Annotated in this window: 25 protein-coding genes; 12 read left to right on the top strand and 13 right to left on the bottom strand. The window is 33.9% G+C overall.

Annotated features, from left to right (window positions below):
• Positions 1–23 precede the first annotated feature (23 nt).
• The 13 genes from ACY2IJ_RS12320 to nirB form a co-directional block, all read right to left on the bottom strand.
• Positions 24–350: a 2Fe-2S iron-sulfur cluster-binding protein gene (locus ACY2IJ_RS12320; RefSeq protein WP_476724653.1), complete on the bottom strand. Its 327-nt coding sequence runs from the start codon at positions 348–350 to the stop codon at positions 24–26.
• Positions 351–512: 162 nt separating this feature from the next.
• A complete protein-coding gene (locus tag ACY2IJ_RS12315) occupies positions 513–1,565 on the bottom strand; it encodes an NAD(P)/FAD-dependent oxidoreductase (protein WP_476724652.1) in 1,053 nt (350 codons plus the stop codon).
• A gap of 79 nt (positions 1,566–1,644) precedes the next feature.
• On the bottom strand, positions 1,645–2,241 hold the full coding sequence (locus ACY2IJ_RS12310) for a precorrin-2 dehydrogenase/sirohydrochlorin ferrochelatase family protein (protein ID WP_476724651.1): 597 nt from the start codon (positions 2,239–2,241) through the stop codon (positions 1,645–1,647).
• Complete coding sequence (cobA, locus tag ACY2IJ_RS12305; protein ID WP_476724650.1) at positions 2,241–2,999, bottom strand: uroporphyrinogen-III C-methyltransferase; 759 nt, start codon at positions 2,997–2,999, stop codon at positions 2,241–2,243. The genes ACY2IJ_RS12310 and cobA overlap by 1 nt, the downstream gene beginning before the upstream one ends.
• 68 nt (positions 3,000–3,067) lie before the next feature.
• Positions 3,068–5,170 (bottom strand): HEPN domain-containing protein, encoded by a 2,103-nt coding sequence (locus ACY2IJ_RS12300; RefSeq protein ID WP_476724649.1) that lies wholly within the window; start codon positions 5,168–5,170, stop codon positions 3,068–3,070.
• A 160-nt stretch (positions 5,171–5,330) separates the two neighbouring features.
• Entirely contained in the window at positions 5,331–6,572 is a 1,242-nt protein-coding gene (locus ACY2IJ_RS12295; RefSeq protein ID WP_476724648.1) for a sulfate adenylyltransferase subunit 1, read from the bottom strand.
• Between the two features lie 177 nt (positions 6,573–6,749).
• Positions 6,750–7,649, bottom strand: a complete 900-nt coding sequence (gene cysD / locus ACY2IJ_RS12290; RefSeq protein WP_476724647.1) for a sulfate adenylyltransferase subunit CysD — start codon at positions 7,647–7,649, stop codon at positions 6,750–6,752.
• Positions 7,650–7,767: 118 nt separating this feature from the next.
• On the bottom strand, positions 7,768–8,397 hold the full coding sequence (locus ACY2IJ_RS12285) for a phosphoadenosine phosphosulfate reductase domain-containing protein (protein WP_476724646.1): 630 nt from the start codon (positions 8,395–8,397) through the stop codon (positions 7,768–7,770).
• Positions 8,390–8,653, bottom strand: a complete 264-nt coding sequence (locus ACY2IJ_RS12280; protein ID WP_476724645.1) for a DUF2061 domain-containing protein — start codon at positions 8,651–8,653, stop codon at positions 8,390–8,392. The genes ACY2IJ_RS12285 and ACY2IJ_RS12280 overlap by 8 nt, the downstream gene beginning before the upstream one ends.
• A 174-nt stretch (positions 8,654–8,827) precedes the next feature.
• Positions 8,828–9,037, bottom strand: a complete 210-nt coding sequence (locus ACY2IJ_RS12275) for a putative signal transducing protein (RefSeq protein ID WP_476724644.1) — start codon at positions 9,035–9,037, stop codon at positions 8,828–8,830.
• Between the two features lie 2 nt (positions 9,038–9,039).
• Positions 9,040–9,453, bottom strand: a complete 414-nt coding sequence (locus ACY2IJ_RS12270) for an RrF2 family transcriptional regulator (protein WP_476724643.1) — start codon at positions 9,451–9,453, stop codon at positions 9,040–9,042.
• A gap of 110 nt (positions 9,454–9,563) precedes the next feature.
• The gene (gene nirD, locus ACY2IJ_RS12265) at positions 9,564–9,938 is read right to left on the bottom strand and encodes a nitrite reductase small subunit NirD (protein WP_476724642.1); all 375 of its coding nucleotides are present in this window, start codon (positions 9,936–9,938) and stop codon (positions 9,564–9,566) included.
• 26 nt (positions 9,939–9,964) lie between these two features.
• Complete coding sequence (nirB, locus tag ACY2IJ_RS12260; protein WP_476724641.1) at positions 9,965–12,481, bottom strand: nitrite reductase large subunit NirB; 2,517 nt, start codon at positions 12,479–12,481, stop codon at positions 9,965–9,967.
• A gap of 104 nt (positions 12,482–12,585) precedes the next feature.
• On the opposite strand from nirB, the gene ACY2IJ_RS12255 reads away from it, so the two are divergent.
• The 12 genes from ACY2IJ_RS12255 (at position 12,586) to ACY2IJ_RS12200 (ending at position 26,528) form a co-directional block, all read left to right on the top strand.
• A complete protein-coding gene (locus ACY2IJ_RS12255) occupies positions 12,586–13,299 on the top strand; it encodes a Crp/Fnr family transcriptional regulator (RefSeq protein ID WP_476724640.1) in 714 nt (237 codons plus the stop codon).
• Between the two features lie 165 nt (positions 13,300–13,464).
• Positions 13,465–14,844 (top strand): CmpA/NrtA family ABC transporter substrate-binding protein, encoded by a 1,380-nt coding sequence (locus tag ACY2IJ_RS12250; protein ID WP_476724639.1) that lies wholly within the window; start codon positions 13,465–13,467, stop codon positions 14,842–14,844.
• A gap of 106 nt (positions 14,845–14,950) precedes the next feature.
• A complete protein-coding gene (locus ACY2IJ_RS12245) occupies positions 14,951–16,048 on the top strand; it encodes an ABC transporter permease (protein WP_476724638.1) in 1,098 nt (365 codons plus the stop codon).
• Between the two features lie 20 nt (positions 16,049–16,068).
• Entirely contained in the window at positions 16,069–16,920 is an 852-nt protein-coding gene (locus ACY2IJ_RS12240; RefSeq protein WP_476724637.1) for an ABC transporter ATP-binding protein, read from the top strand.
• Between the two features lie 13 nt (positions 16,921–16,933).
• Positions 16,934–17,746 carry an ABC transporter ATP-binding protein gene (locus ACY2IJ_RS12235; RefSeq protein WP_476724636.1) on the top strand — a complete coding sequence of 271 codons (813 nt, stop codon included), beginning with the start codon at positions 16,934–16,936 and terminating at the stop codon, positions 17,744–17,746.
• Positions 17,747–17,825: 79 nt separating this feature from the next.
• Positions 17,826–19,016 (top strand): hypothetical protein, encoded by a 1,191-nt coding sequence (locus tag ACY2IJ_RS12230; protein WP_476724635.1) that lies wholly within the window; start codon positions 17,826–17,828, stop codon positions 19,014–19,016.
• Positions 19,017–19,251: 235 nt separating this feature from the next.
• A complete protein-coding gene (locus ACY2IJ_RS12225; protein ID WP_476724634.1) occupies positions 19,252–19,737 on the top strand; it encodes a globin family protein in 486 nt (161 codons plus the stop codon).
• A gap of 30 nt (positions 19,738–19,767) precedes the next feature.
• On the top strand, positions 19,768–20,586 hold the full coding sequence (locus ACY2IJ_RS12220; protein WP_476724633.1) for a c-type heme family protein: 819 nt from the start codon (positions 19,768–19,770) through the stop codon (positions 20,584–20,586).
• Between the two features lie 9 nt (positions 20,587–20,595).
• Complete coding sequence (locus ACY2IJ_RS12215; protein WP_476724632.1) at positions 20,596–21,075, top strand: hypothetical protein; 480 nt, start codon at positions 20,596–20,598, stop codon at positions 21,073–21,075.
• Between the two features lie 17 nt (positions 21,076–21,092).
• Entirely contained in the window at positions 21,093–22,118 is a 1,026-nt protein-coding gene (locus tag ACY2IJ_RS12210; protein ID WP_476724631.1) for a 2Fe-2S iron-sulfur cluster-binding protein, read from the top strand.
• Between the two features lie 2 nt (positions 22,119–22,120).
• Positions 22,121–22,834, top strand: a complete 714-nt coding sequence (locus tag ACY2IJ_RS12205; protein ID WP_476724630.1) for a multiheme c-type cytochrome — start codon at positions 22,121–22,123, stop codon at positions 22,832–22,834.
• A gap of 163 nt (positions 22,835–22,997) precedes the next feature.
• Positions 22,998–26,528 (top strand): molybdopterin-dependent oxidoreductase, encoded by a 3,531-nt coding sequence (locus tag ACY2IJ_RS12200; RefSeq protein WP_476724629.1) that lies wholly within the window; start codon positions 22,998–23,000, stop codon positions 26,526–26,528.
• The last annotated feature ends 1 nt before the right edge of the window (position 26,529 follow it).

Below are 26,529 nucleotides of genomic sequence, written 5' to 3'. Positions count from 1 at the left end.
TGTTTTATTATTTTATTTAAAAATTAAACTTCACTTTCTGGAGCTAATTCAATTTCTAATCCGTCTAAATCTTCTGTAATAGGTAATTGGCATCCTAAACGACTGTTATCTTCTACATAAAATGCTTGATCTAACATATCTTCTTCTGCATCACCCATCTCAGGCAATTCGTGGTCTGATAAAATATAACATTGGCACGAAGCACACATAGCCATACCTCCACAAGTTCCTTCTACAGGCAATTCATAAGCCTTACAAAGTTCCATAATGTTCATAGCCATATCTGTAGGAGCTTGTAACTCATGAACGACTCCTTCTCTATCTTTAATCTTAATGGTAATATCAGACATTGTACTGAATTTTAATTAACTATGTTCCTAAAATTGAGGTGCAAAGATACAACCTATCTCTTAATTATTAAAACAATCTATTAGAAATACAAGTATTCAATTCACAAAAAAACGCTTGAATCTATTAGACTCAAGCGTTTTCTATATTTGAATAAAAAATAATTAAATACTTTTTACTGTAGCTTTCTTAGCTTCTTTCTTTTCTCCATCAAATCCTTCTACTCCATTTACAGTTGTATATTTCATTACGTAACGCTTTCCAGGGTTGATAATGTTATATGCATATTGCACTGCAATAGTTGCTTCGTGGAAACCACACAAAATTAGTTTTAATTTTCCAGGATATGTATTTACATCTCCAATAGCAAAAATTCCAGGAATGTTTGTTTGGTAGTCTAATGCATTATTTACTACAATGGCATTTTTCTCAATTTCTAATCCCCAATTAGCAATAGGCCCTAATTTTGGAGACAATCCAAACAATGGAATAAAGTGATCACATTCTTTAACTATTTCACCTTCTGTTTTGTGCTTAATCATTACTGATTCTACCTTTCCATCTCCGTTAATTCCTTTTACCTCAGCATCTGTAATTAAGTTGATTTTTCCAGCCTTAGACAATTCAGCTACTTTTTCTACTGAATCCAACGCTCCTCTAAATTCATTTCTACGGTGTACCAAAGATACTTCGCTAGCAACATCAGATAAGAAAATAGACCAATCCAAAGCAGAATCTCCACCTCCTGAAATTACCACACGTTTGTTACGGTAAAATTCTGGATCACGAATAATGTACTCCACTCCTTTGTCTTCAAAATCTACCAACTCTTTAATAGGTGGCTTACGTGGTTCAAAAGAACCTAATCCTCCAGCTATAAATACAGTTGGAGCGTAGTGCTCTGTTCCTTTATTAGTAACAACTTTAAAAGTTCCGTCTTCTAATTTCTCAATAGTTTCAGCTCTTTCTCCTAAGGTATATCCTGGTTCAAATGGTTTAATTTGCTCTGCTAAATTATCAATCAAATCTCCTGCTAATACTTCTGGGTAAGCTGGAATGTCATAAATTGGTTTTTTTGGATAAATCTCAGAACATTGTCCTCCTGGTTGAGGCAATGCATCAATTAAGTGACAGTGCAACTTTAACAAACCTGCTTCAAATACCGCAAACATACCCACTGGTCCTGCTCCGATGATTAAGATATCTGTTTTAATCATTATCTTACTTTTTTATTTATTATCGTTTTAAATAACGGTTGCAAAAATGAGAATAATTATTCAATTAACCGCTTTACTTTTATTCTTTTATCTTCTTTTTAACGTCTGCTACCAATCCTTTGGTAAACTCGTTCATTTTTTCAACTTTTTCTTCAAAGTCTCCTTTAATGGTATCTCGGTATTTATTTAAATACTCGGCCAAATCATCAATATTTTCTGGCAATACAGATTCAAAAAACTGACGTAAACGTTTGGCCATGGTTGGAGATTTTCCGTTAGTAGAAATTCCAATTTTTACATTTCCTTTGGTTACAATTCCACCCATATAAAAATCGCAATACGGAGGGTTGTCTGCCAAATTCACCAAAATAGCGCGTTCTTTACAGTCGTTGTAAACTTTTAAGTTTACTTCTGGCACATCAGTCGTTGCAATTACTATATGTTTTCCTTCTAACATACTAGCATCGTACTTTCCTACAACCATTCTTACTTTTCCTTCATTTGCCTTGGCAATGGTTTCTTCTCTATAAAAAGGAGAAATCATGGTTACCTTAGCATCTGGACTAGATTTTAATAAAAAAGACAATTTTTCTAAAGCAACATTTCCTCCACCTACAATTAATGTATTTAGTGCTGTAACTTTTAAGAAAACCGGATATAATTGATTTTTTTCCATTACAATGTTTGTCCTTTTTTATTTAACAAGTAAGTATACAATACTTCGCTTTCTTTTACGGTTTCACCAATTACAATCATAGACGGATTGGTTAGTCCTTTTTGGTTGATGATTTCTAAAATAGTACTAATGTTACCAATAGCTAAACGCTCTATATCTTTGGTTCCGTTTTCTATAATAGCTACAGGAATGTTGATTTTACCTTGCTTGATAAACGCATTTACAATTTTTTCTAACTTGCTCATTCCCATTAAAACCACAATGGTTACGTTAGATTTTGCTGCTGCTTCAATATCGTTACTCAACTCTAAATCTGAAGTAGTTCCAGTAATGACTCTAAAACTTTCGTTTACTCCTCTTTGTGTTAATGAAATTCCATAACTAGCAGGTGCAGCAATAGCAGAGGTTACTCCTGATACTATTTCAAAATCAATCCCTTTTTCTAATACATATTTTAATTCTTCTGCACCACGACCAAAAATAAAAGGATCTCCTCCTTTTAGTCTTACCACATGTTTTCCTTGTGATGCGTGCTCTACAATTAATTCTTGTATTTTTTCTTGAATAAATTTGTGCATTCCTCTTCGTTTTCCAACAAAGATTTTCTCTGCATTTTCTGAATACTTTAGCAATTCTTCATTAGCCAAAGCATCATACAAAACAACATCAGCCTCTTTTAGAGCTCTTACTCCTTTTAGCGTAATTAGTTCCGGATCTCCAGGTCCTGCTCCTACTAATGTTAATTTCCCTTTACTCATTATTTTTGTTTTAAGATTGAAGATTCAAAATTAATTAAATCTTCAATCTTACTTCTTTATTATTGTAATTATTCTGCCAACTCAGCTTGTCTGTAAGCATCTACCAATCCGTAGAATTTTTCAGCATCTGCAATATAACTCTTAGCAAAAGCTTCAGATTGTGCGTTTTGGTTAATTTGATAAATGAATGATTCAAAATCAGTTCCTAAATCAATTTTTCCTCCTTGCACAAAAATCTCGTTAAAATCAGAAATAATTTTATTGTGAGTGTTGGTTTTTGTTCCTTCTGCTGTTAAAATTGCTTTAGCAGTATGTACCATTGAACTATATGCAAAATAAATAGCATCGCTTAATTTACCTGCTTCAAACGTTTCTTTTGCGTTGTTTAACTTTTCTTTAGAGTCGTACAATAAAGTAGCCACTAAATCAATAACAACACCAGCACATTCTCCAACTCCTACTGCTTTTTCGTACTTTTCTTCGTTCCCCCAGTCAATAAAGTCAGATTCTTCTAAATCATCTGTACTAGACAATGGCTTTAAGAAATCGTAGAAATATTTTTGACCTCCTTGAGATTCGTAATACTCAATAAAATCTACACCTCCAGAGTTTTCTATATAATCATTTAAGATTAACCTTAACGCTTCTGGTCCTCTTTTAGATGGTACTTTAATTACTTTATCTGCAATTCTTGCTTCTCCATTTCCTAAAGTTCCTCCTCCTAATAACACTTGTAAAGCTGGAGCTACATATTTACCTGCTTTTACAGACATTCCTTGGAACCCAATGTTACATAAGTTGTGTTGACCACAAGCATTCATGCATCCAGAAATTTTAATCACCAAATCAGAATCGTTTGCAAATTCTGGATACTCTGCTCTTAACACTCTACCTAATTCAACTGCTGCTCCTGTAGAAGAGGCAATTCCTAAGTTACAAGTATCTGTTCCTGGACATGCTGTAACATCTACAATAGATTCGTATCCTAAATCTGTAAATCCTAATTCTTTTAATTTGGTGTAAAAGAATGGTAATAAATCTTCGCGTACGTGACGTACTAATATATTTTGACGTAAGGTAAATCTTAATTCATCTGCAGCATACTCTTTAATTAAAGCAGCCAAAGCTCTTGCTTCTGGCAAATAGAAATCTCCAATATTTACTTTAATTCCAATGGCAAACAATCCTTGTTGCTTTTGAGCAAAAACATTGCTTGCTTTCCATGCTTCATAAGCTTCTACATCATCAATAGTAACTTCTGGAGCTACAATTCCTGATAGATCTGGATTGTTATCAAATCCTTCTGTAGAAATAACAACAGATTGATTAGACAATGCTAATTGTTCTTTAGCAACCAACTCGTTAAAAGCTTCTAATCCTAAATCTTTAACTAAGAATTTTAAACGTGCTTTTGCTCTTTTAGAACGTTCTCCGTATCTATCAAACACACGTAAAATAGATTCCATGTAAGGAATTATTTTATCTGTTTCTAAAAATTCGTGAGCTACATCGGCCAAACGAGGTTGAGAACCTAATCCTCCTGCCAACATTACTTTAAATCCGAATACAGGTTTTCCGTCTACTACTTTTATTTTAGCAATAAAACCGATATCATGCATGTAAGACAACGCTGAATCATCATCTGCTGATGAAAAAGAAACTTTGAATTTACGTCCTAATTCTTGACAAATTGGGTTACGTAAAAAGAACTTAAATACAGCATGTGCATATGGAGAAACATCAAATGGTTCTTCTGGGTTGATACCTGCATCTGGTGATGCTGTAACGTTACGTACTGCGTTTCCACAAGCTTCACGAATAGTCACATCACTTTTTTCTAGCTCTGCCCATAATTCTGGAGTTCTGTCTAAACTTACGTAGTGAATTTGAATATCTTGACGAGTAGTAATATGCAAACGTCCTCTTGAGTATTCCTCAGAAACATCACATATTCTTAATAATTGGTCAGAAGTTACTTTTCCGTATGGTAATTTAATACGAATCATTTGTACACCAAACTGACGTTGACCGTATACTCCACGTGCTAAACGTAAACTTCTAAACTTTTCTTCATCAATTTTACCATCGTAAAACTGTTGAATTTTATCTCCTAATTCAATAATATCTTTTTGAACAATAGGGTTTTCTATTTCTGATCTAAAACTTTGCATGGTCAAAAACTTTGTTTTTGTAGTCCAAAGTATTAAGTATTAAGTAAAAAGATTTGCTTTTACTAATTTTTAAAACTTTAAAACTTGTTTTATTAATATTTCATTTTTTAAATCAAGCACCATCAACTCAGTACTCAATACTATGTACTTGGTACTTTTGTTACTGAATAAATCCAGCTCCTGATGTATTGTTTGTTTGAGGATCTATTAAAATAAAAGAACCTGTTGTTTTGTTTTCTGCATACGTATCATAAAACAATGTTTTGGCTAGTTTAAATGATACTTTTCCGATTTCATTGATTTTTAATTCCGTTGCTGCAGATTCTCCAGAAAAATCTGTTGCAATTACTGCATCTATAGTTGCTACTTTTGCAGCAATTACATTTGCACCTTGTTGTAATAAATATTTTTTACCTACTACTAGGTTGGTCGTATCCATCCAACAAACCTTAGCTTGTAATTGTTTTGTCTCTCTTGGTAATTCAGAAGCTTTTACAATAATATCTCCACGAGAAATATTGATGTCGTTTTCTAAAGTTACGTTGATTGAAGTTCCTCTTTCTGCAACACTATAGGTTTTATCGAAAAAGTAAATATCTTTAATTTTAGATACTGTTTTTGATGGCAATACGGTTACCTCATCTCCAACAGCCAAACTACCTCCGTATAATTTTCCTGCATATCCTCTAAAATCATGAAACTGATCTGTTTTAGGACGAATTACTGTTTGCACTGGTAAACGAGCTACAGATTCTTCGTACACGTCTTGGGCTTCTAATGCTTCTAAATGCGCTAACAACGTAGTTCCATTGTACCAAGGTGTGTGTTCTGATGCATCTACCACATTGTCTCCTTGCAATGCTGATACGGGAATAAAAGTGATGTTTTGTGTAGAACCTGCTCTTTTTGCCAAATCTGTAATTTCTGCTTTGATAGCTTCAAATTTATCTTGAGCAAAATCTACCAAGTCCATTTTATTAACAGCCACAATAATATCTTTTACCTTTAATAAATTATTGATAAAAAAGTGACGGTACGTTTGTTCTATGACTCCGTTACGAGCATCTACTAAAATAATAGCCGCTTGTGATGTAGATGCACCTGTAACCATGTTACGAGTATATTCTACATGTCCTGGAGTATCTGCAATAATGTAACTTTTCTTTGCTGTTGAAAAGTAAATATGAGCTACATCAATTGTAATTCCTTGTTCTCTTTCTGCAACCAAACCATCTGTAGCCAAAGAAAAATCTAAATAATCAAACCCTTTTTGCTTACTGGTGCGCTCTATTGCTTCTAGTTTATCGTCTGTTAAAGAACGTGTGTCATACAAAATACGTCCAATTAACGTACTTTTTCCGTCATCTACACTTCCTGCTGTTGCTATTTTTAAAACTTCCATTTTACTTATAGTATTAAGTACTGAGTACTGAGTATTAAGTTTCAGTGGCTATATGTACTTTATGTGTTTTTTAATTTTATAGTATTAAGTAGTCAGTACTGAGTATTAAGTTTACAGTTGCTTCGTACTTTATGTGTTTATATCTACTTTGTACTTTATACCAAGTACTCAGTACTTTTAGAAGTACCCTTGTTGTTTACGTTTTTCCATGGCAGCTTCTGATCTTTTATCATCAATACGAGCCCCACGTTCAGAAATAGAAGAATCTCTAATTTCTTGTACTACTTTGGAAATAGAAACGGCATCAGATAAAACGGCTGCTGTACAGCTCATGTCTCCAACGGTTCTAAAACGCACCATCATTTCTTTTACCTCTTCATCTTTTTCACGGTAAACTACCTCATCTTCAGCAGACCAAATCATACCATCTCTTAAGAACACTTTACGTTTGTGTGCAAAATAGATTGATGGAATTTCTATATTTTCTTTTTCTATATAAGACCAAACATCCAACTCTGTCCAGTTAGAAATAGGGAAACAACGTACGTTTTGTCCTAATTCTATTTTTCCGTTTAACAAATCAAACAACTCTGGTCTTTGGTTTTTTTCATCCCATTCTCCAAAATCTGAACGAACTGAAAAAATACGTTCTTTAGCTCTTGCTTTTTCTTCGTCTCTACGAGCACCTCCAATACAAGCATCAAAACCAAATTCTTCAATAGCATCTAACAACGTTTCTGTTTGCAACATGTTACGAGAAGCATATTTCCCTGTTTCTTCTACAACCTTACCTGCATCAATATTGTCTTGTACATTACGTACAATCAACTCAATTCCTAATTCTTTTGCCAAACGATCTCTAAACTCAATCGTTTCTGGAAAGTTATGACCTGTATCTACGTGTAAAAACGGAAAAGGAATTTTAGCTGGCCAAAATGCTTTTTGAGCCAATCTTACCAAGGTAATAGAATCTTTTCCTCCAGAGAATAACAATACTGGTTTTTCAAATTGCGCGGCAACTTCTCTTAAAATGTAAATTGCTTCGCTTTCTAATGTATTTACTCTTAATTCGTTCATTTTTTTATTTAGTATTTAGTAGTTAGTACAAAGTACATAGACTACTATTGCTACGTATTATTTATTTTTCTCAACACAGACTACTTAATACTTTGTACTAACTACTCTGTACTCATTACTAGTTATGCAATCCACATTCTCTGTTCCCTAACACTTTGGTTGGGTCAAAGTACTTGTGTTCGTTTGGAATGTTATTTTCTTCTAAATATGCATCTAATTGCTCATCGGAATAATCATAAAATGGGCTTACTTTTAACACTCCATTTGCATCTTGTGATACCACTTCTATAGAATCTCTAAAAGCAGTTTGTCCTTTTCTTAAATTTGTGAACCAAACATCTGGTTGATGTACTTCCATAGCTCTTTTAAAAGGCTCTAGCTTTACTTGTTCTGTAAATACTTTGTGCATTGGATCCTCAATTTGAGGAATCCCCATTACAGCATCTCTATGAGCTGAAGTTTGTTTTGGGACATACAAATCTATATTCAATCCTAACAACTTAATTAGCTCTTCTGCATGCTTGTAAGTATTACGAGTATTATATCCAGTATCGCACCAAATAACATCTATTTCTGGCTTTACTTTAGTTACTACATGAAGTATTGCTCCCTCATAAGGTCTAAAGTTAGTGGTTATCACCGGCTTTTTTGCTTGAATAATAGCCCAAGTAACTATTTCTGCTGGTGTTTTTCCTTTTAACTCTTGATTGAATTGAGCAATTTGCTCATCTGTATATTTTTTACTCATTTTTACCCCATTTTATTGCGTTCCACGCACGTTCATGAAAAAAGTACAATATCATTTTGGTTACAAAATCAATTGATGCTATAGATGATGCCATGGTAAGATTTCCTGTTGCATACCACGATACTAGCAAAGTATCTAAAGTTCCAACAATTCTCCAACTCACAGCTTTAACCACACTGCGAATAGGTTTATCTGATGACGTAGATTCTTTAAAACTCGCATCTGATTTATTCCCTAAAATCTTATCTGTTATCATTCTTATTTTTTATACTCTTACTCATTACCCTACCCAGTAAGTAGGAAATTATAACAAGTAGGTCGCAAAGATATAGTTTTTATTACATGCTCACAACAAAAAACATAAAAATCTACAAAATTAGTAGGGTAATAAAAATCAGAAAGTGTTTCTACACTAGAAAAACTTAGCAAACTAAAGAGATAAAATAATTTTTTGGGCTTTTATTTCTTCATCTGAATGAACAAAAAGCTCTTGATAATCTGACATGGGTGATCCAAAACCCGCAATACTTGCTGATGCAAAATGATCTTTAGTTACAGGATAAATTCCTTGCTCTTCTAAAGATTGCTTTACATGTTGTACTTTAACCACACTTCCCGAAAACACTTTTATATATGCCATAGTTAATAATTAATTAAATCTTGTAATGATGTATTTCTAAAAACTTGCAAAGAGCTATCTCTTACTTGAATCATTAATTTATTTACTGCACAAACTTCTTCGCTTTTGCAATCATCACATTTTTTATAAAAATTTAAAGACACGCATGGCACCATAGCAATAGGTCCTTCTAACGTACGAATAATATCTGTCATTGGAATATCCTTTGGCAAACGAGCTAAGAAATACCCACCTCCTTTTCCTTTTTTAGAATCTAGCACTCCTGCTTTTCTAAGCTCTAAAAGAATTCGTTCTAAAAATTTAATCGATATATTTTCGTGCGTAGCAATTTCTGAAATTTGTACCGGACAATCCTTATTTGTTCTTGCCAAATAAGTTAATGCTTTGATACCGTATTTTGTTTTCTTTGATAACATAAAAACAAATATACGAATCCAACTGATATTCTAGAACAGAAAAAAAAGCCCGATGTAAACATCGAGCTTAGTTGAGTATAAAACAAACTTATTAATAAAACATAATTTTACTAATGAGTACCTATATATACGAATCCGTCCTTAATTTTTACTGGATATACAGCAATTGAATAAGCTTCTCCGTTTAAACTCTCTCCTGTTTCAAGAGAAAATGTTTTTTTATGCAATGGACACGCAATTTTAGGAGTTCCACAATCTTCTCCTATCATTCCTCTAGATAATACCATTTCCATTTTATGAGGACATACATTTTGAGATGCATACCATTTTCCTTCTGCCGTAAAATTAAATACCGCTATTTGTTTGTTATCTACCTTTACACAAGCCCCTCCGTTTTCTGGGAATTTAGTTACAGGAGCTGCTTTGAACCACGTAGTTACTTCTGATTCTGGTAATGTTTTATATTGTTCTAAAATTGAATTCATTTTTTTAAAATTTTAAGCGTTAAGGATTAAGACCACTGTTTTGGCATTTTTTGATCTCTTAAAGACACAAACTCAATTGTTTCATCACTTTCTTCTGAGTTTACAAAATGCATAAAACGATTGTTTTGCTCATCAATATTTTCAATAGCTTCTTTCCACTCACATTTGTAAGCATCTACCAAACCTGCCATATCTTGATCTAATTGATCACACAATCCTAAAGAATCATTAATCACCACATCTTTTACATGTTCTACCCCACCTTCTATTTTATCTAACCAAGCAGCCGTTCTAACCAAAGGTCCAGCTGTTTTAATGTAATACATTAGGAAACGGTCCGTATATCTAATTACTTCTTCGTTGGTAATTTTTTCTGCCAATAACTCTGCATGTCTAGGAGTAGCTCCTCCATTTCCACCTATGTATAAATTCCATCCACCTTCTACGGCTATAATTCCAAAATCTTTTCCTCTAGCCTCTGCACATTCACGAATACATCCTGAAACTCCACCTTTAATTTTATGTGGCGAACGCAATCCTTTGTACCTGTTTTCTATTTCTATTGCAAAAGATACTGATTCATCCATACCATAACGACACCATGTAGAACCTACACAAGATTTTACCGTACGTAAAGATTTACCGTACGCATGTCCTGATTCGAAACCTGCATCAATTAAATCTTTCCAAATTAATGGCAATTCATGCAACTCCGCTCCAAAAAAGTCAATACGAGCACCACCTGTAATTTTTGTATATAAATCGTATTTCTTACCTATTTGCCCTAAAACAATTAGTTGTTCTGGTGTAATTTCACCTCCTGCAACTCTAGGCACTACAGAATAAGTTCCATTACGCTGAATGTTTGCTAAAAATTTATCGTTAGAATCTTGAATTACATTATGATCATTACCTGTATCCGCATAAATACTTGCAAATAAAGATGCTGCCACTGGTTTACAAGTTTCACAACCCAATTTACCCTTACCATAAGATGCTAACAACTCATCATAAGTTTTAATTCCTTTTAACTTTACAATATCATATAATTCTTGACGAGAATAATCAAAGTGTTCACAAACAGTTTCTTTAACAGTAACCCCTTGTGCTTTTAAAGTTTCGTTAATTAAGTCTGTAACCATTGGCTTACACCCACCACAACCAGTAGTTGCTTTGGTTTCTGCTGCAATTCCTTTTAAGGTAGTAACTCCTTCTTCTACTTTGCAACAAATAGCTCCTTTGGTCACCGCCTCACAAGAACAAACTACAGCAGTATCTGGTAAATCTAACGCAGATCCAAACGAAGCTTCTTCTCCACCTCTTGCTCCTAAAATTAAATCTTCAGGGTTTTCAGGAATTGCCATTCCGTTTAAGAAAATTTGATGCAACATATTGTAATCAGAAGCATCTCCCACCAAAATTCCTCCTAATAATTTTTTACCATCTTTAGAGACATTGATTTTCTTATAAATCCCTTGAAACTTATTTTCATACACAATAGACTCACTTTCTTTGGCTTCATTTAACGCATCACCAAAACTAGCTACATCAATACCACTTAATTTAAGTTTGGTAGACATATCTATAGAAGTTGGCATTAAAGCCTCACCTCCTAAAATGTTATCTACAGCAACACCAGCCATATCATATCCTGGAGCCACCAAACCATATATCATTTGATTTAACAAAGCACATTCTCCAATAGCATAAATACTATCATCAGAAGTTTTCATATCATTAGAAACCAAAATCCCTCCACGAGTTCCCACTTCTAAACCACATGTTTTAGCCAACTCATCTCTTGGACGAATACCTGCAGAAACCAACAACATATCTACAGGTAAGGTTTCTTCTTCAGAAAACTTCATTCCTGTAATTGCCTTATCTCCTTCAATATTTTGAGTCCCTCTGTTTAATAAAATTTCTATTCCTAAATCTTCTAACTTTCGTTGTAAAACCTTACTTGCATCATTATCTAATTGTCTCGGCATTAATCTAGGAGCAAATTCAACTACCGAAGCAGACAATCCCATATCCAAAATAGCCTTACCCGCTTCCAAACCTAACAATCCACCACCAAGAATAGCAGCTCTTTTAGGAGTTCCTTCCGATTTTATCTTTTCTACATAAGCCATTGTGGCATCTAAGTCCTCTATGGTTCTATACACAAACACTCCCTCTTTTTCTACTCCTGGAATTGGAGGCACAAAAGCAGAAGATCCTGTTGCTAAAATCAAGTAATCATACGTATATTCAGCATCACTAATGGTGGTTATTGTTTTAGACCCTCTATGAATATCTGTAACACGCTCATTAGTAATCAATTCTATTCCGTGTTCTTCGTACCATTCTCTAGGAGCCATACTTAAACGCTCTGCATCTTTATCTGCAAAATACTCACTCAAGTGAACTCTGTCATAAGCTGGTCTTGGCTCTTCACCAAACACAATCACCTTATAATCACCTCTTTTAGTTTTAGCCATAAGCTTTTCACAAAACTTATAACCTACCATTCCGTTACCTATTACTAAAATTGTTTTCATATATAAAGAAGTTTGTTTTACTTTGTACTACAATGCAAATATACGTAGTAATACTTAGATTAACAAAATTTATAAGTATATTTGTTACTTAAATACGTAGAAAAATGAATTACAGCTGTTCTGAATGCACCAATCAAAAGTGCTTAATTAAGAAAAACCTAGTACATATTAACAACCTTAATCCTGAGATTACCAACCAAAAACACACTATTCAGTGTAAAAAATCTAGGCAATTTATAATGGAAGGAGCTCCTGTTAACGGTTTATACTTTATATATAGCGGAAAAGTAAAAGTGATAAAAACAGGTTACAACGGAAAAGAACAAATACTTAGACTATCTAAAGACAGTGAAGTTATAGGTCATCGTGGATTTGGTATGGGAGAAACCTACAAAATTGGAGCAACAGCCATAGAAGATACGATACTATGTAACTTTTCTACCTCTTTATTAAAAGAAATTTTACTTGCAGAGCCAAAAGTAACTTTTGATTTTATGCAATTTTATGCAGAAGAACTAAACAGAAGCGAAACTAAAGTAAAAACCATGTCTCAAATGACTGTAAGAGAAAAAGTAATTGATATGCTCTTATATATATATAGAAAATTTGGGAACTCAGAAGATGGAACATTAGGTTTAGAATTATCTAGAAAAGAGCTGGCTGACTATGCAGGAACTACAGATGAACAAGTTATACGTATTCTTTCCGCCCTTAAAAAAGAAGATCTAATATTTACAAAATCAAAACTCATCAAAATACTTGATGTAAAAAAACTAAAGAAAGAAATATCTGAACACAATTTCTTCTTAGATAGTTAAACTACGTAATACTTAGTCTATCAAACAAAAAACTGCTCTTGAGCAGTTTTTTTTGTGTTTAAAAACTCATACTGAAGTGATAAATCCGCAACTACGTAAACAAAATACGTATATATCTTTATCAAAAACAAGTACCAATACGTAATTAACTAAAAATCACTTTATATGAAACTCACATTTTTAAAAGCCTCTACATTGTTTGCAGCAGCAATTCTGCTTACATCATGCGGAAGTAAGAAAAAAGAAAGTAAAACAACAGAAGCAGCTACTCCAGCCCCAGCTACTACAAGTTTAGAAATTGAAAAACCTCAATTAACTTTTGGATTTATTAAGTTAACAGATATGGCCCCCCTAGCCATCGCAAAAGAAAAAGGATTTTTTGAAGATGAAGGCTTATTTGTTTCTGTAGAAGCACAATCTAACTGGAAAAATATTTTAGACCGTGTTATTGATGGACAATTAGACGGATCACATATGTTAGCAGGACAACCTATTGCAGCTGGAGCTGGTTTTGGACGTCAAGCAGCATTAGTAACTCCATTCTCTATGGACTTAAACGGAAACGGAATTACTGTTTCTAATAAAGTTTGGGAAGGAATGAAACCTCATGTTAAAAAAGACGATAGCGGAAAACCTATTCACCCAATTAGCGCTGATGCCTTAAAACCTGTAATTACTGAATACAAAAACGAAGGAAAACCTTTTAAAATGGGTATGGTATTTCCTGTATCTACTCACAACTACGAAATAAGATACTGGTTAGCAGCAGCAGGAATAAATCCTGGAATGTATTCAGCTGACAATATTCAAGGGCAAATTGATGCAGATGTTTTATTGTCTGTAACACCTCCACCACAAATGCCAGCTACACTAGAAGCAGGAACTATTTACGGATACTGTGTAGGTGAACCTTGGAACCAACAGGCTGTTGCCAAAGGTATTGGAGTACCTGTAACAACCAACTACGATATTTGGAAAAACAATCCGGAAAAAGTATTTGTTATGACCAAAAAATTTGTTGAAGAAAACCCTAACACTGCTGTAGCCGTAACCAAGGCCTTAATTAGAGCTGGACAATGGTTAGATGCTCCTGGGAACAGAACAGAAGCGGTAAAAATATTATCAATGCCTCAATATGTAGGTGCTGATGAAACTGTATTAGCTAACTCTATGACAGGTACTTTTGAATTTGAAAAAGGAGACAAACGTGAAATGCCAGACTTTAACGTATTCTATCGCTACAACGCAACATACCCATTCTACTCTGATGCTGTGTGGTTTTTAACTCAAATGAGAAGATGGGGACAAATTCCAGAAACCAAACCAGCTGAATGGTATGCAGAAAAAGCAAAAGAAATTTACAGACCTGATATTTGGAAAAAAGCTGCTGAAATTCTAGTGAGCGAAGGTAAAATTCCTGCAAGTGATATTCCTACTACAGACGGATACAAGCCAGCAACTACAGACTTTATTGATGGTAACAAATACGACGGTAAAGATCCTATTAGCTACATCAACTCATTTAAAATTGGTAATAAAGACTAATCCACTGAAAAGATTTACAAAGTAAAGAGTGCTTACTCTTAGCACTCTTTACTTTAAATACACTGTACTGAATATTTAAGAGCATTTTAAGGAAAAACAATACATCATGAAAGATTCAATCATTAGAGTAATTAAGTTTATTGGACTTGGTTTTTTAGAACCATTAATACGGTTAATCAACAAAGAAGAGCCTAAAAAAAACATCAAAGAAATATTTAGAAAAATAGTAGCTCCTGTAGCATCTGTTTTCATTTTTGTTGGACTTTGGCAATTAGGTTCTACAACTCTATACAACATAGAGGCAGATTATAAAATTGAGACCACATTAAAAAACCAAGGAGAAGCAGAAGCTCAAAAAATAAAGGAATGTATGGAGTCTGGAGACCCAAGTTGTCAACCCAACACCCTACCCTCTCCTTCACAAGTTTACGCTGCTTATCAAACACTTTTAAAAGACCATAAAACCATTGCTGCTGATAAAAAAGCTTTTAAAGAAAAAACTTTTGAATTGAACAAAAAACGTGTAAAACAAGGAAAGTCAGTTATTACATACACAGGTAGACCATCTTTTGTAGACCAAATTAAAACAAGTTTAAAAACAGTATTTACTGGTTTTTTACTAGCTCTATTCATTGCTGTTCCTATAGGAATTGTTATTGGACTAAGTGCAACTTTAAGAGGATCCATCAACTGGGTGATTCAAATATTCAAACCTGTATCACCCGTAGTATGGTTACTATTAGTTTTTATGATTGTTAAAACCTTAACTAAAAATTCAGAAGGAGATAGTGCTTTTATTATTTCTTTTATTTCTGTAGGACTATGTTCTATGTGGGCTACATTGGTTAACACAGCCATGGGAGTAGCTTCTGTAAACACAGACTACATTAATGTAGCAAAAGTTTTAAAACTAAGACCTATGCAAAAGATTTTTAAAGTAATTCTACCCGCATCACTTCCTTTAATATTTACAGGACTACGTATTACATTATCTGTAGCTTGGATGGTATTAATTGCTATTGAATTGCTGGCTCAATCACCAGGACTAGGGTCGTTTGTGTGGGAAGAATTTCAAAATGGAGCTATGGATTCTAATTCAAAAATTATTGTAGCCATGTTTGTCATCGGTATGATTGGTTTCGCATTAGACAGAATCATGTTATTTATTCAAAACCTGATTTCATTTGAAAAAGAAACAATTTAAAAACCTTAAAAACAAACGTTATGGCAATTTTAGAATTAAAAAACGTCTTTAAAACCTACAATCCTGCAAAGGAAGAAAAAGGTGAAATTTTAGACAACATTAACCTAACTATTGAAGAAGGAGAATTTGTAGCCATTGTTGGTTTTTCTGGAAGTGGAAAAACCACTTTGGTAAACCTTATTAACGGATTGCTAAAACCAACTGAAGGAGAAGTTATATTTAAAGGAAAACCCGTAGAAGATACTAGTCACGAAAGAGGCGTTATTTTTCAAAACTACTCTCTACTACCATGGCTTACCGTTTATCAAAACATAGACATGGCAATTCAAGAAGCATTTCCAAAAGCTCCAAAACAAGAAAAAGACGTTAGAGTAAAAGAATATATTGAAATGGTTGGATTAACACATGCTACCAACAAAAGACCCAAAGAACTTTCTGGAGGTATGAGACAACGTGTGTCTGTTGCTAGAGCTTTAGCAATGGATCCTGAAATGATTATTATGGATGAACCTTTGGGTGCATTAGATGCTTTAACTCGAGGAAACTTGCAAGATGAAATTCTTAAAATTTGGGAAAGAAACAAACGTACAGCTTTGTTAATTACCAATGATGTTGATGAAGCCATTTATATGGCCGATAGAATTATTCCTTTAAAACCAGGACCCAATGCAACTTTAGGACCTGAATTTAAAGTAAACATTGAAAGACCTAGAGACAAAACTGCTTTAAACGACAATCCTGAATACAAAAAAACACGTAATCAAATTATTGAATACTTAATGAATTTAGGAGATGCGCAAGCAGCAGAAAGCACAGCAACTTATGAACTACCCGAAATTCAACCAAAAGACTTTAGATGGGATGCTAATTAAAAAACTCTAACTTATGACTCTTATAACCAACAATCCAAAAATAGAACGTTTCCCCTCTAACGAGGTAATGCTTGATTTAATAGACTTAAAAAAAGTATATCCAACCCCAAAAGGAGACTACGTAGTTTTAGAAAACTTAAACCTACAAATTAAAAAAGAAGAATTCATTACCATCATCGGTCATTCCGGATGTGGAAAAACTACCATGCTTTCCATGATTGCCGGATTAAACGAAATATCAGGAGGTAAAATTTCTGTACTAGGTAGCAGCATTAAAGGACCTGGACCCGACAGAGGTGTTATTTTTCAAGCACCAAGCTTAATGCCATGGCTAACCACCATGGAAAACGTAATGTTAGGAGTAAAAAAAGTATACCCTCATGCTAGCAAAAAACAAAAAGAAGACATCTGTAAATACTACTTACACAAGGTAGGTATGGAAAGCGCTTTTCACAAAAGAGCCTCAGAAATATCTCAAGGAGAACAACAACGCGTAGGTATTGCCAGAGCTTTTGCTATTAAACCAAAAGTTTTGTTACTAGATGAGCCTTTTGGAATGCTAGACTCTTTAACCAGAGGTCAATTACAAGATGTATTGATTGACGTTTGGAACAAAGAAAAAATTACAGCCGTAATGATAACACACGATGTTGATGAAGCCATATTTCTTGCAGACAGAGTAGTTATGATGACTAGCGGACCAAGAGCTAAAATTGGAGATGTACTTTCTATTGATTTTGAAAGACCAAGAACCCGAAAAGCAATTTTAGAACACGATGATTACTACAACTACAGAAAACATTTAATCGATTTCTTAGAACATTAAAACATGACCTAAATCATTTACACAATACCTTAATAACCCTAATATTATCAATTAAACATATAACTAAATATTTATAATTATGAAATTCACAAAATCATTATTAGCCGCTACATTTGCCTTTACAGCAATTGCAAACGCACAAGAAACCCCAAGTTTTTCTTTAGAAGGAGAGTTTAGACCACGTACAGAATGGTTTGGACACGGACAATCTTCTACCGCCGCAACAGGAACAGAAGGATATCTTTCTACAAGTGTAAGAGCTGCATTAAACGCTACCTACAAAACAGAAAGCTACACCACTTATTTAGGAATTCAAGAAGTTTTTAAATTTGGAGATCGTCCTCAAATTTCAGCAGCAGGAAACGGAAACTTTAGAGTTCAAGAAGCATGGGCTGACATTAAATTAGGAGAATCTTCTTCTTTTAAAATTGGTCGTCAACCATTGTCTTACGATGATCAACGAATTTTAGGAGGTTTAGGTTGGGCACAACAAGCTAGAACTCACGATGCAGGAGTTTTTAAATACAGCAACGACGGATACTCTTTGAACATTGGTGGTGCTCTAAACACTCCAAACAGTTCAATTTACGATACAGCTACCTTATTTTCATACAGAGAAATGGCATTTGTTCATGCTAATAAAAAATACAACGACTTTAATTTAAGTGCATTAATTTTAGCTAACACCTACCAAGCAGCAACAGAAAACAAGTCAACTTTATTAACTGCTGGTTTACATGCAGATTACAAAATTGATATTGTAACTTTAAAAGCAAACGCATACATCCAAGATGGTCAAAGAGTTGGAGATGTAGATGTAAAAGGTGCTTACTTAGCAAGTTTAGATGCTAGCATAAAAGCAACTGATATTACAAGTATTAGCGCTGGAGCAGAAATTATTTCTGGTAAAAAAGATGATTCTGCAGCGTTTTTTCCTTTATACGGAACCAACCACGCTTTTAATGGTTTAATGGATCGTTTTTATGTAGGAAACCATGCAAATGCAGGTGGTCTTGTAGACCTTAACCTAGGTATTGCTACTAAAATTAAAGGTTATGCTGTAAAACTAAAAGGACACCATTTCTCAGAACAATCTCAAGGTAAAGACAATTTAGGTTCTGAAATAGATTTGGTAGTTGCCAAAAAATTCAACGGATTTTCTTTAGTAGGAGGTTACTCTCAATTCTTTGAGCCAAATTCTGTAACAGGAGCAAAAGACACTCAAAACTGGGCATGGCTAATGTTAGTTATCAAACCAAAATTTTTATAAAAAATTAAGGGATCCTTAAACCTTAATTATTCAGTGTTAAGAGCCCGAGCATTTTGTTCGGGCTTTTTTCATAAAACACCCGTAAACACTACTGTCTTGAGCAGTTTTTACAACTGACAAAACACATCTATTAAACCATTATAAAACAAACCTTACACCACTGATTAACAGCAATTAAAAACAAGTTTAGACTTATTTTTAAAGAAAGAATACAATAAACTAAAACCCTAAAATTATGAGCTCATTTTTATCAAAATTATTTGGAAAGAAAAAAGCAGAAACTGTAGTCGAAGAAAAAGAAATAATACCCGCTAAAACCATAGAATATGTACAAGTTTCTTTTGAAGCCGTAAAACCCATCGCTGCCACAGCTGCTGATATATTTTATTCTAAATTATTTGAATTAGATCCCAAACTAAAACCTTTATTTCCTGCAGCAGATGAAGACAAAATGAAAGAACAAGGAAACAAATTAATGACTATGTTATCGGCAGCAGTTGCAGGCTTATCAAACATAGAAGCCTTAATCCCTGTTTTACAAGATCTTGGAAAAAGACACGTGGCTTATCGTGTTGAAAAATCGCACTACGACACTGTTGGAGCCGCATTAATTGGTACTTTAGCCGTTGGTTTGGGAGATGATTTTACCCCAGAAGTTAAACAAGCCTGGATTGATGTATATGGACTAATGTCTTCTGTAATGATTGAAGCTGCTTACTAAACAAAACACCTAACCCTAAAAATAATCAACATGAAAACCTTTATATACTTACTAAAAAAATTATTTTCTTTCTTAACCATTTTCTCACTTCTTATTGCTTGCGGAGGTGTGCCTGAAGAAAAGTCTTCTGCCAGTTCTGAAAAAAAATCATTCTCCGTTGCCGAAGTTTTAACCATGGTTGCTCATGAGAACGATGTTACTAGAACTCTTTACACCAAAGCCATTGTAGGAGGCGGAAAAAAACAGGGTTTTAAATTTGACGAAGAATGGCAAGACGAAAAAGTAGAAGCAGGTCCTTTACCAGCTTTATTTCTTAGAGGAATTGCCAACGACATTAGAAAAGGCGATGTTCCATTAGGCTTGTATTTAAGCTCCGATTATCCTATTAGTGCCTCAAACCAATTGGTAGGTAAACAAGCAGAGTTATTTAAAGAAATTAAAGAAAATAGAGAACCCAAACATTTTTTTGATGAAGATTCGCAACTATACACCGCCATGTTTGCAGATGTTGCTGGAGCACCTGCTTGTGTTAGCTGTCATAACAACCACGAAAAAACAACTAAAACCGACTGGAAATTAGGAGATGTTATGGGAGCAACTACATGGCAATATCCTGCAGATTCTTTAAGCTATACAGAAGCTATGAACGTATTAAAAGCCTACAGAGATGGTACTACTGCAGTTTACAATGACTACCTAGAAGAAATTAAAAACTTTAAAGAAACTCAAAAACCAGAGGTTGGAGACAAATGGCCTTCAACTGGTAATTATTTACCTACTCCAGAAGTTTTTATAGATAGTGTAAGAAAACTATCTGCTTATACAACCCTGTCATCATTAATGAAATAAGATAACATCTTGAAAAATCAAAAAGTTATAACCATTATAGGCCTAGTATTATTCTGTAGCTATATTCTACAGGATTTACTAGGTTTTAAAATAGCATCTTTAGAAAAACTCCAATCTCAAGAACTATATAAAAGGTGGAGCGGAGTGGCAATAGCGTTATTTATAACTTTCCAGTGGTTTTTAACGTTTACCAGAATTATTCCCAGACTAAAAAAACATTCCGTTAAACTTACCGAAATCCACAAATGGATAGGTGCCTTTAGCCCTATATTATTTTACTTACACGCAACTAGCTATGGATACGGCTATTTAGCCTTACTTAGTTATGTGTTTTTTGCCAACATACTATTAGGAACCATCAATTTAGATGTAATTAAATCTCAAAAAGAATGGATTTTTAAAGGATGGATGATTGTTCATGTAAGCTTATCCATGCTTATTACAATCATTTTATTCCTTCATATAGGAACTGTATTCTACTACAAATAACAGACGGAACTAAAACAATGATATTAAAAGTAACCAACATAATTCAAGAAACCCCAGAAGCTGTAACAGTTTGCTTTAAAAATGGAAATTTTTTCAGAAAAATTAAGTATTTACCTGGTCAATTTATTATGCTCGATTTTAAAATTGGAAAAGATACTGTAAAAAGAGCCTACTCATTTAGCAGTAGTCCAGACACAGAAAACGACCTAAGAATTACTGTAAAAAAAGTAAAAAGTGGTTATGTTTCTAATTACGTAAACAATGTTTTAAAAGTAGGAGACAAAATAAAGGCAGATGTTGCCATGGGAAGCTTTAACATTACCCCCAATAAAAACAACTCTCATCAATATGTACTTTTTGGTGCTGGTAGTGGTATTACTCCGGTTTTTTCTATTCTAAAATCTGTCTTAGCCGTAGAACCCACATCTAAAATTTTGTTAATTTACGCTAATCAGAATAAAGAAAACATTATTTTTTACAATGCTTTAAAACAATTAGAAAAAGAAAAACCGAACCAATTGTTTATTGAACATGTCCTTAGTGAAAACATCAATCCACAATTTCATACAGGTTTTTTAACAGAAGAAATTTTAGACACCATATTCAAAAAATACAATCTAGATTTTGGAGATCACAAGTATATGATGTGTGGACCTACAGGATTTATGGACAACACAGTACAAATTCTTAAAAACAAAGGTGTTAACAGAAAACAAATTTTATTAGAAGCATTTAAGGCTCCAACCATAAAAATAAATAGAAAAAACTTGGTTAGCCAAGTAACCATTCATTACAATAAAGAAACATATCAATTAGAAGTTCCTGGCAACAAAACCATACTCCAACAAGCCATGTCAAAAAACATACCTCTTCCCTACTCGTGTAGATCTGGAATGTGCAGTACTTGCAAGGGAACTTGTATAGATGGAGAAACCACCATGAGTAAAGGACACTTATTAAGTGATGAACAAGTAAATAACGGAGAAGTTTTAACCTGTATTACCTATCCAAATAGCGAAAGTATAACTATTGAAATAGCTTAATTATGTTTGAAATTAATCCACTTAGAAAAAGACAGTTTTACGGAATTTTAATAGGATTTATCATTGCTATTATAGCCATTTCATCACTCCTTTTTATAAAACCTGCAGAAGAATATCTAAGTATTGGTCCTATGAACACAGGTCACGAAGGATTTTCTTGTAACACATGTCATCAAGATGCAAAAGGAACTTGGATACAACAAATACAATCTAACACAGAACACGCATTAGGGCTTCGAAAAAAAATGGTAGAATTTGGTTCTCTACCTGTAACCACCAAAAAATGTTTATCGTGTCACGATAGAGATAACGACAGACATCCAACCCATCGTTTTTTAGAACCTAAACACAAAAAAGCCATTCAAAAAATTGATGCTACCAATTGCGCTACATGTCATAGCGAACACAATGGTATTAGAGTAAGCTTAGCACAAGGAAACTACTGTATCAACTGCCATAGTGATACCAAAATTAAAAACGACCCTATAGACACTCCTCACTCAGAATTATTTAAAAAAGGAATGTGGAGCACTTGTTTACAATGTCATGACTTTCATGGAAATCATCAAGCGGAGGCTGCTCTTTTTATGAAAGACACTATTCCGTTAAGCAAAATTAAAGCTTATTTTAAAGGTGGTGATGATCCATATGAAGGTGTTAAAAAATTCAAGGCATTATCAGAACAAGAATGGATAAAAAAATACACTAACAAATAATTTTTCAACCTCCCAAAACCAAAACCTGTAAAAATCAAGAAACTATACATCTTATCTTTCTTCTAAGATGTTAATAACATTTACGGATAAAACTACGTATATATACTTAATATATACGTATTTTTCATATATTTGCAACTAGTATCTTTTAAATCAGAAACTCATGTCTGCAAATAAATCATATAAAACAACTTGTTCTTACTGTGGAGTAGGTTGTGGAATCATAGTTAATAAAGATAACAACGGAGCTTTAAAAGTTACAGGAGACACCGAACATCCTGTAAACAAAGGAATGCTTTGCTCTAAAGGAATGAACCTCCATTACGTAGCGCAAGATACTACCGATCGTATTTTATACCCTGAAATGAAATGGAGTAAAAACCATCCTTTAAAAAGGGTTTCTTGGGACACTGCTTTTGAAAGAGCTGCAGCTGTATTTAAATCTATCATTAAAAAACACGGACCAGATAGCGTTGGTTTTTACGTATCTGGACAATGTTTAACCGAAGAATATTATTTAGTAAATAAACTAACCAAAGGGTTTATTGGAACCAACAACATTGACACGAATTCTAGGTTGTGTATGAGTTCTGCTGTTGTTGGATACAAAAAAGCACTAGGAGAAGATTCTGTGCCTATTGCTTATGCAGATATTGAATTGGCCGACACTTTTTTAATTACAGGAGCCAACCCAGCTTGGTGTCACCCTATTTTGTACAGAAGATTAGAAGCACACAAAGAAGCAAACCCTAATACCAAATTTATTGTTGTAGACCCTAGGAAAACACAAACCACTGCCATTGCCGATTTGCATTTACAAATTAAAGCAGGAACCGATGTGGTGCTGAACAATGCTATTGTTAGAGAACTGATTGAAACGGATAAAATTGATTTGGATTTTATTTTAAATCACACCAACAACTTTGAAGACGTAAAAAAACAAGTATTTGAAACTTCTTTAGAAGAATCGGCTAAAATTTGTGATGTTTCTTTAAACGACATAAAACTTGCTGCCAAGTATATTGGAAATGCTAAAGGATTTATTAGCATGTGGACCATGGGACTTAACCAAAGTATTATTGGGGTTGACAAAAATGTTTCTTTACTAAACATTTCTTTAGTTACAGGACAAATAGGGAAACCTGGTTCGGGTCCTTTTTCTTTAACAGGACAACCCAATGCAATGGGAGGACGTGAAGTTGGAGGAATGGCCAATTTGTTGGCTGTTCATAAAGATTTAATGAATCCTGAACACAGAAAAGAAGTTTCAGATTTTTGGGGGAGTAATCCTATCAATCCAAAACCAGGATACACCGCTACCAAAATGTTTGATGCTTTAGACAAAGGAGATTTAAAAGCAATTTGGATTATTTGTACCAATCCTGTAGTAAGTTTACCTAATTCTAACAAAGTAGAAAGGGCTTTAAAGAAAGCTAAATTTGTAGTAGTTCAAGACATTTCTCACAATTCTGAAACTACCAAATTTGCAGATTTATTATTGCCTGCTGCTGGTTGGCTAGAAAAAGAAGGAACTATGTCTAATTCTGAACGTAGAATTTCTTATTTAGAAAAAGGAATTGAGCCTCCTGGAGAAGCACTACCAGATGTAGAAATTCTTTGGAAGTTTGCACAAGCCATGAACTACAGAGGTTTTGATTTTAAAAACGCAGAAGAAGTTTACAACGAATATTGTAGAATGACCAAAGGAACCAATATTGATATTTCTGGTTTATCTTATGAGAAAATTAAAGAACTAAAAACGGTTCAATGGCCAGTTCCTTCAATAGAAAGTAAAGGAACACCTAGATTGTTTACCGATAAAAAGTTTTACACTCCAGACGGAAAAGCAAATTTTAACGTACCTCAACACATTTACAACCAATCAGAACAACCTACAGCAGAATTTCCTCTGGTTTTAAACACCGGTCGTATTCGTGATCAATGGCACACTCGTACCAAAACAGGAAAAGTAAAACGATTACTAACCCACATAGATGGTCCTTATGTAGAAATACACCCCGAAGATGCTAAGGCTAGAAACATAGAAGATGGAACTATTGTAGTAGTAAACAACCATAGAGGAACCACTAGAGTTAAGGCTGTAGTTAACAAAGACATTAAAAAAGGAGCTATTTTTATGCCAATGCATTTTGGTAGAATTTCTGATAATGATTTTGGTAGAGCCAATAATCTAACCAACGAATTAATAGATCCTATTTCTAGCGAACCCGATTTTAAACATGCTGTTGCACAAGTAACCAAGTTTAAAAAAGAAAAACAAAAAATTTGCTTAATTGGTGCAGGATCTGCTTCTTACCGATTTATTCAGACTTACAGAGAGCACAATTTTGAAGATGAAATTGATGTGTTTTCTTTAGAACCCTATCCGTTTTACAACAGAGTAATGTTACCCGAGTACATTAATGAAGAAATGACCTGGGATCAATTACAAAAAATTAAAGAAGGAGAACTTAACAAGCTTAAAGTTAAACTACACGCTAGTTGTAGCATTGTAAAAATAGACAGAGAACAAAAAACTATTTTAGACAGCAACGGAAACACACATACTTACGACATTTTAATAATGGCCACAGGTAGTAGAGCCTTTGTTCCCAAAGATTTTAGACTAGACATGCCTGGTGCTTTTACCATGCGTACTAAAAAAGATGCCGATGATTTAAAATCGCATTTGGCAAAAACAGGATTGCCAGAAAAAGAACAACACGTAACTATTGTAGGTGGTGGATTGTTAGGATTAGAATTAGCAGCATCACTTTCTAAAATAAACATTCAATCTAGTATTATACAACGTGCCAACAGATTAATGGAACGTCAATTAGACTTAGTTTCTAGTAGATTATTAGGACAAGATGTTGCTGAAAGAGGCATTCAAGTACACTACAACAACGAAGTAGATACTGTTTTTGAAACCGAAAAAGAAACAGAGCTAGAAGTACGATTAAAAACTGGAAAAATAATCAAAACCAATGCTATTGTTTATGCCATAGGAACCATTCCTAATATAGAATTAGGTAGGGCTATTAAATTAAATTGCGGTAGAGGTATAGAAGTCAATCAACATTTACAGTCTAGCGATCCAAACATTTTTGCCTTAGGAGAAATTGCACAATACAACGGATGGTTATTTGGAATTACATCGGCAGCAGAACAACAAGCAGACATTGCTGCTAAATTTATTTTAGGAGATTTAGGAAGTGTGTACGACGGTTCTGTGCTAATGAACATTCTAAAATTTGAAAACCTAGACTTGTGTAGTATTGGAAACATAGAAGTTCCTAAAGGAGACAAATCCTATGAACAAATTATTTTAACTGATGAACGAAAGCGTTACTATAAAAAATGTGTGGTGAAAGACGATATTTTAGTAGGAGCGGTTTTAATGGGTGATAAAAAAGAATTTGCAGAATTTAAAGCCTTAATAGAAGATCGTGTAGAATTATCGGACAAACGTGATGAATTGTTACGTGGTAGTGGTGGTGGAGAACCTGTTATAGGTAAATTAGTTTGTTCTTGTAGCCAAGTTGGAGACGGAAACTTAAAGCAAAAAATTGCAGGAGGTTGTACAGACTTTGCAGAGCTTTGCAAAACAACAGGAGCTGGTTTAGGGTGCGGAAGTTGTAAGCCCGAAGTAAGAGATATTTTAAAAGAAGAATTAATGACTATTAACGCTTAAT

This window comes from Wenyingzhuangia gracilariae (genome assembly GCF_056387575.1).
This window is presented reverse-complemented; position numbering and strand designations above follow the sequence as displayed.

What these genes read in the sequence shown, in the direction of transcription:
- ACY2IJ_RS12320 (WP_476724653.1), bottom strand. Translation starts at nt 350, where the DNA reads ATGTCTGATATTACCATTAAGATTAAAGATAGAGAAGGAGTCGTTCAT.
- ACY2IJ_RS12315 (WP_476724652.1), bottom strand. Translation starts at nt 1,565, where the DNA reads ATGATTAAAACAGATATCTTAATCATCGGAGCAGGACCAGTGGGTATG.
- ACY2IJ_RS12310 (WP_476724651.1), bottom strand. Translation starts at nt 2,241, where the DNA reads ATGGAAAAAAATCAATTATATCCGGTTTTCTTAAAAGTTACAGCACTA.
- cobA (WP_476724650.1), bottom strand. Translation starts at nt 2,999, where the DNA reads ATGAGTAAAGGGAAATTAACATTAGTAGGAGCAGGACCTGGAGATCCG.
- ACY2IJ_RS12300 (WP_476724649.1), bottom strand. Translation starts at nt 5,170, where the DNA reads ATGCAAAGTTTTAGATCAGAAATAGAAAACCCTATTGTTCAAAAAGAT.
- ACY2IJ_RS12295 (WP_476724648.1), bottom strand. Translation starts at nt 6,572, where the DNA reads ATGGAAGTTTTAAAAATAGCAACAGCAGGAAGTGTAGATGACGGAAAA.
- cysD (WP_476724647.1), bottom strand. Translation starts at nt 7,649, where the DNA reads ATGAACGAATTAAGAGTAAATACATTAGAAAGCGAAGCAATTTACATT.
- ACY2IJ_RS12285 (WP_476724646.1), bottom strand. Translation starts at nt 8,397, where the DNA reads ATGAGTAAAAAATATACAGATGAGCAAATTGCTCAATTCAATCAAGAG.
- ACY2IJ_RS12280 (WP_476724645.1), bottom strand. Translation starts at nt 8,653, where the DNA reads ATGATAACAGATAAGATTTTAGGGAATAAATCAGATGCGAGTTTTAAA.
- ACY2IJ_RS12275 (WP_476724644.1), bottom strand. Translation starts at nt 9,037, where the DNA reads ATGGCATATATAAAAGTGTTTTCGGGAAGTGTGGTTAAAGTACAACAT.
- ACY2IJ_RS12270 (WP_476724643.1), bottom strand. Translation starts at nt 9,453, where the DNA reads ATGTTATCAAAGAAAACAAAATACGGTATCAAAGCATTAACTTATTTG.
- nirD (WP_476724642.1), bottom strand. Translation starts at nt 9,938, where the DNA reads ATGAATTCAATTTTAGAACAATATAAAACATTACCAGAATCAGAAGTA.
- nirB (WP_476724641.1), bottom strand. Translation starts at nt 12,481, where the DNA reads ATGAAAACAATTTTAGTAATAGGTAACGGAATGGTAGGTTATAAGTTT.
- ACY2IJ_RS12255 (WP_476724640.1), top strand. Translation starts at nt 12,586, where the DNA reads ATGAATTACAGCTGTTCTGAATGCACCAATCAAAAGTGCTTAATTAAG.
- ACY2IJ_RS12250 (WP_476724639.1), top strand. Translation starts at nt 13,465, where the DNA reads ATGAAACTCACATTTTTAAAAGCCTCTACATTGTTTGCAGCAGCAATT.
- ACY2IJ_RS12245 (WP_476724638.1), top strand. Translation starts at nt 14,951, where the DNA reads ATGAAAGATTCAATCATTAGAGTAATTAAGTTTATTGGACTTGGTTTT.
- ACY2IJ_RS12240 (WP_476724637.1), top strand. Translation starts at nt 16,069, where the DNA reads ATGGCAATTTTAGAATTAAAAAACGTCTTTAAAACCTACAATCCTGCA.
- ACY2IJ_RS12235 (WP_476724636.1), top strand. Translation starts at nt 16,934, where the DNA reads ATGACTCTTATAACCAACAATCCAAAAATAGAACGTTTCCCCTCTAAC.
- ACY2IJ_RS12230 (WP_476724635.1), top strand. Translation starts at nt 17,826, where the DNA reads ATGAAATTCACAAAATCATTATTAGCCGCTACATTTGCCTTTACAGCA.
- ACY2IJ_RS12225 (WP_476724634.1), top strand. Translation starts at nt 19,252, where the DNA reads ATGAGCTCATTTTTATCAAAATTATTTGGAAAGAAAAAAGCAGAAACT.
- ACY2IJ_RS12220 (WP_476724633.1), top strand. Translation starts at nt 19,768, where the DNA reads ATGAAAACCTTTATATACTTACTAAAAAAATTATTTTCTTTCTTAACC.
- ACY2IJ_RS12210 (WP_476724631.1), top strand. Translation starts at nt 21,093, where the DNA reads ATGATATTAAAAGTAACCAACATAATTCAAGAAACCCCAGAAGCTGTA.
- ACY2IJ_RS12205 (WP_476724630.1), top strand. Translation starts at nt 22,121, where the DNA reads ATGTTTGAAATTAATCCACTTAGAAAAAGACAGTTTTACGGAATTTTA.
- ACY2IJ_RS12200 (WP_476724629.1), top strand. Translation starts at nt 22,998, where the DNA reads ATGTCTGCAAATAAATCATATAAAACAACTTGTTCTTACTGTGGAGTA.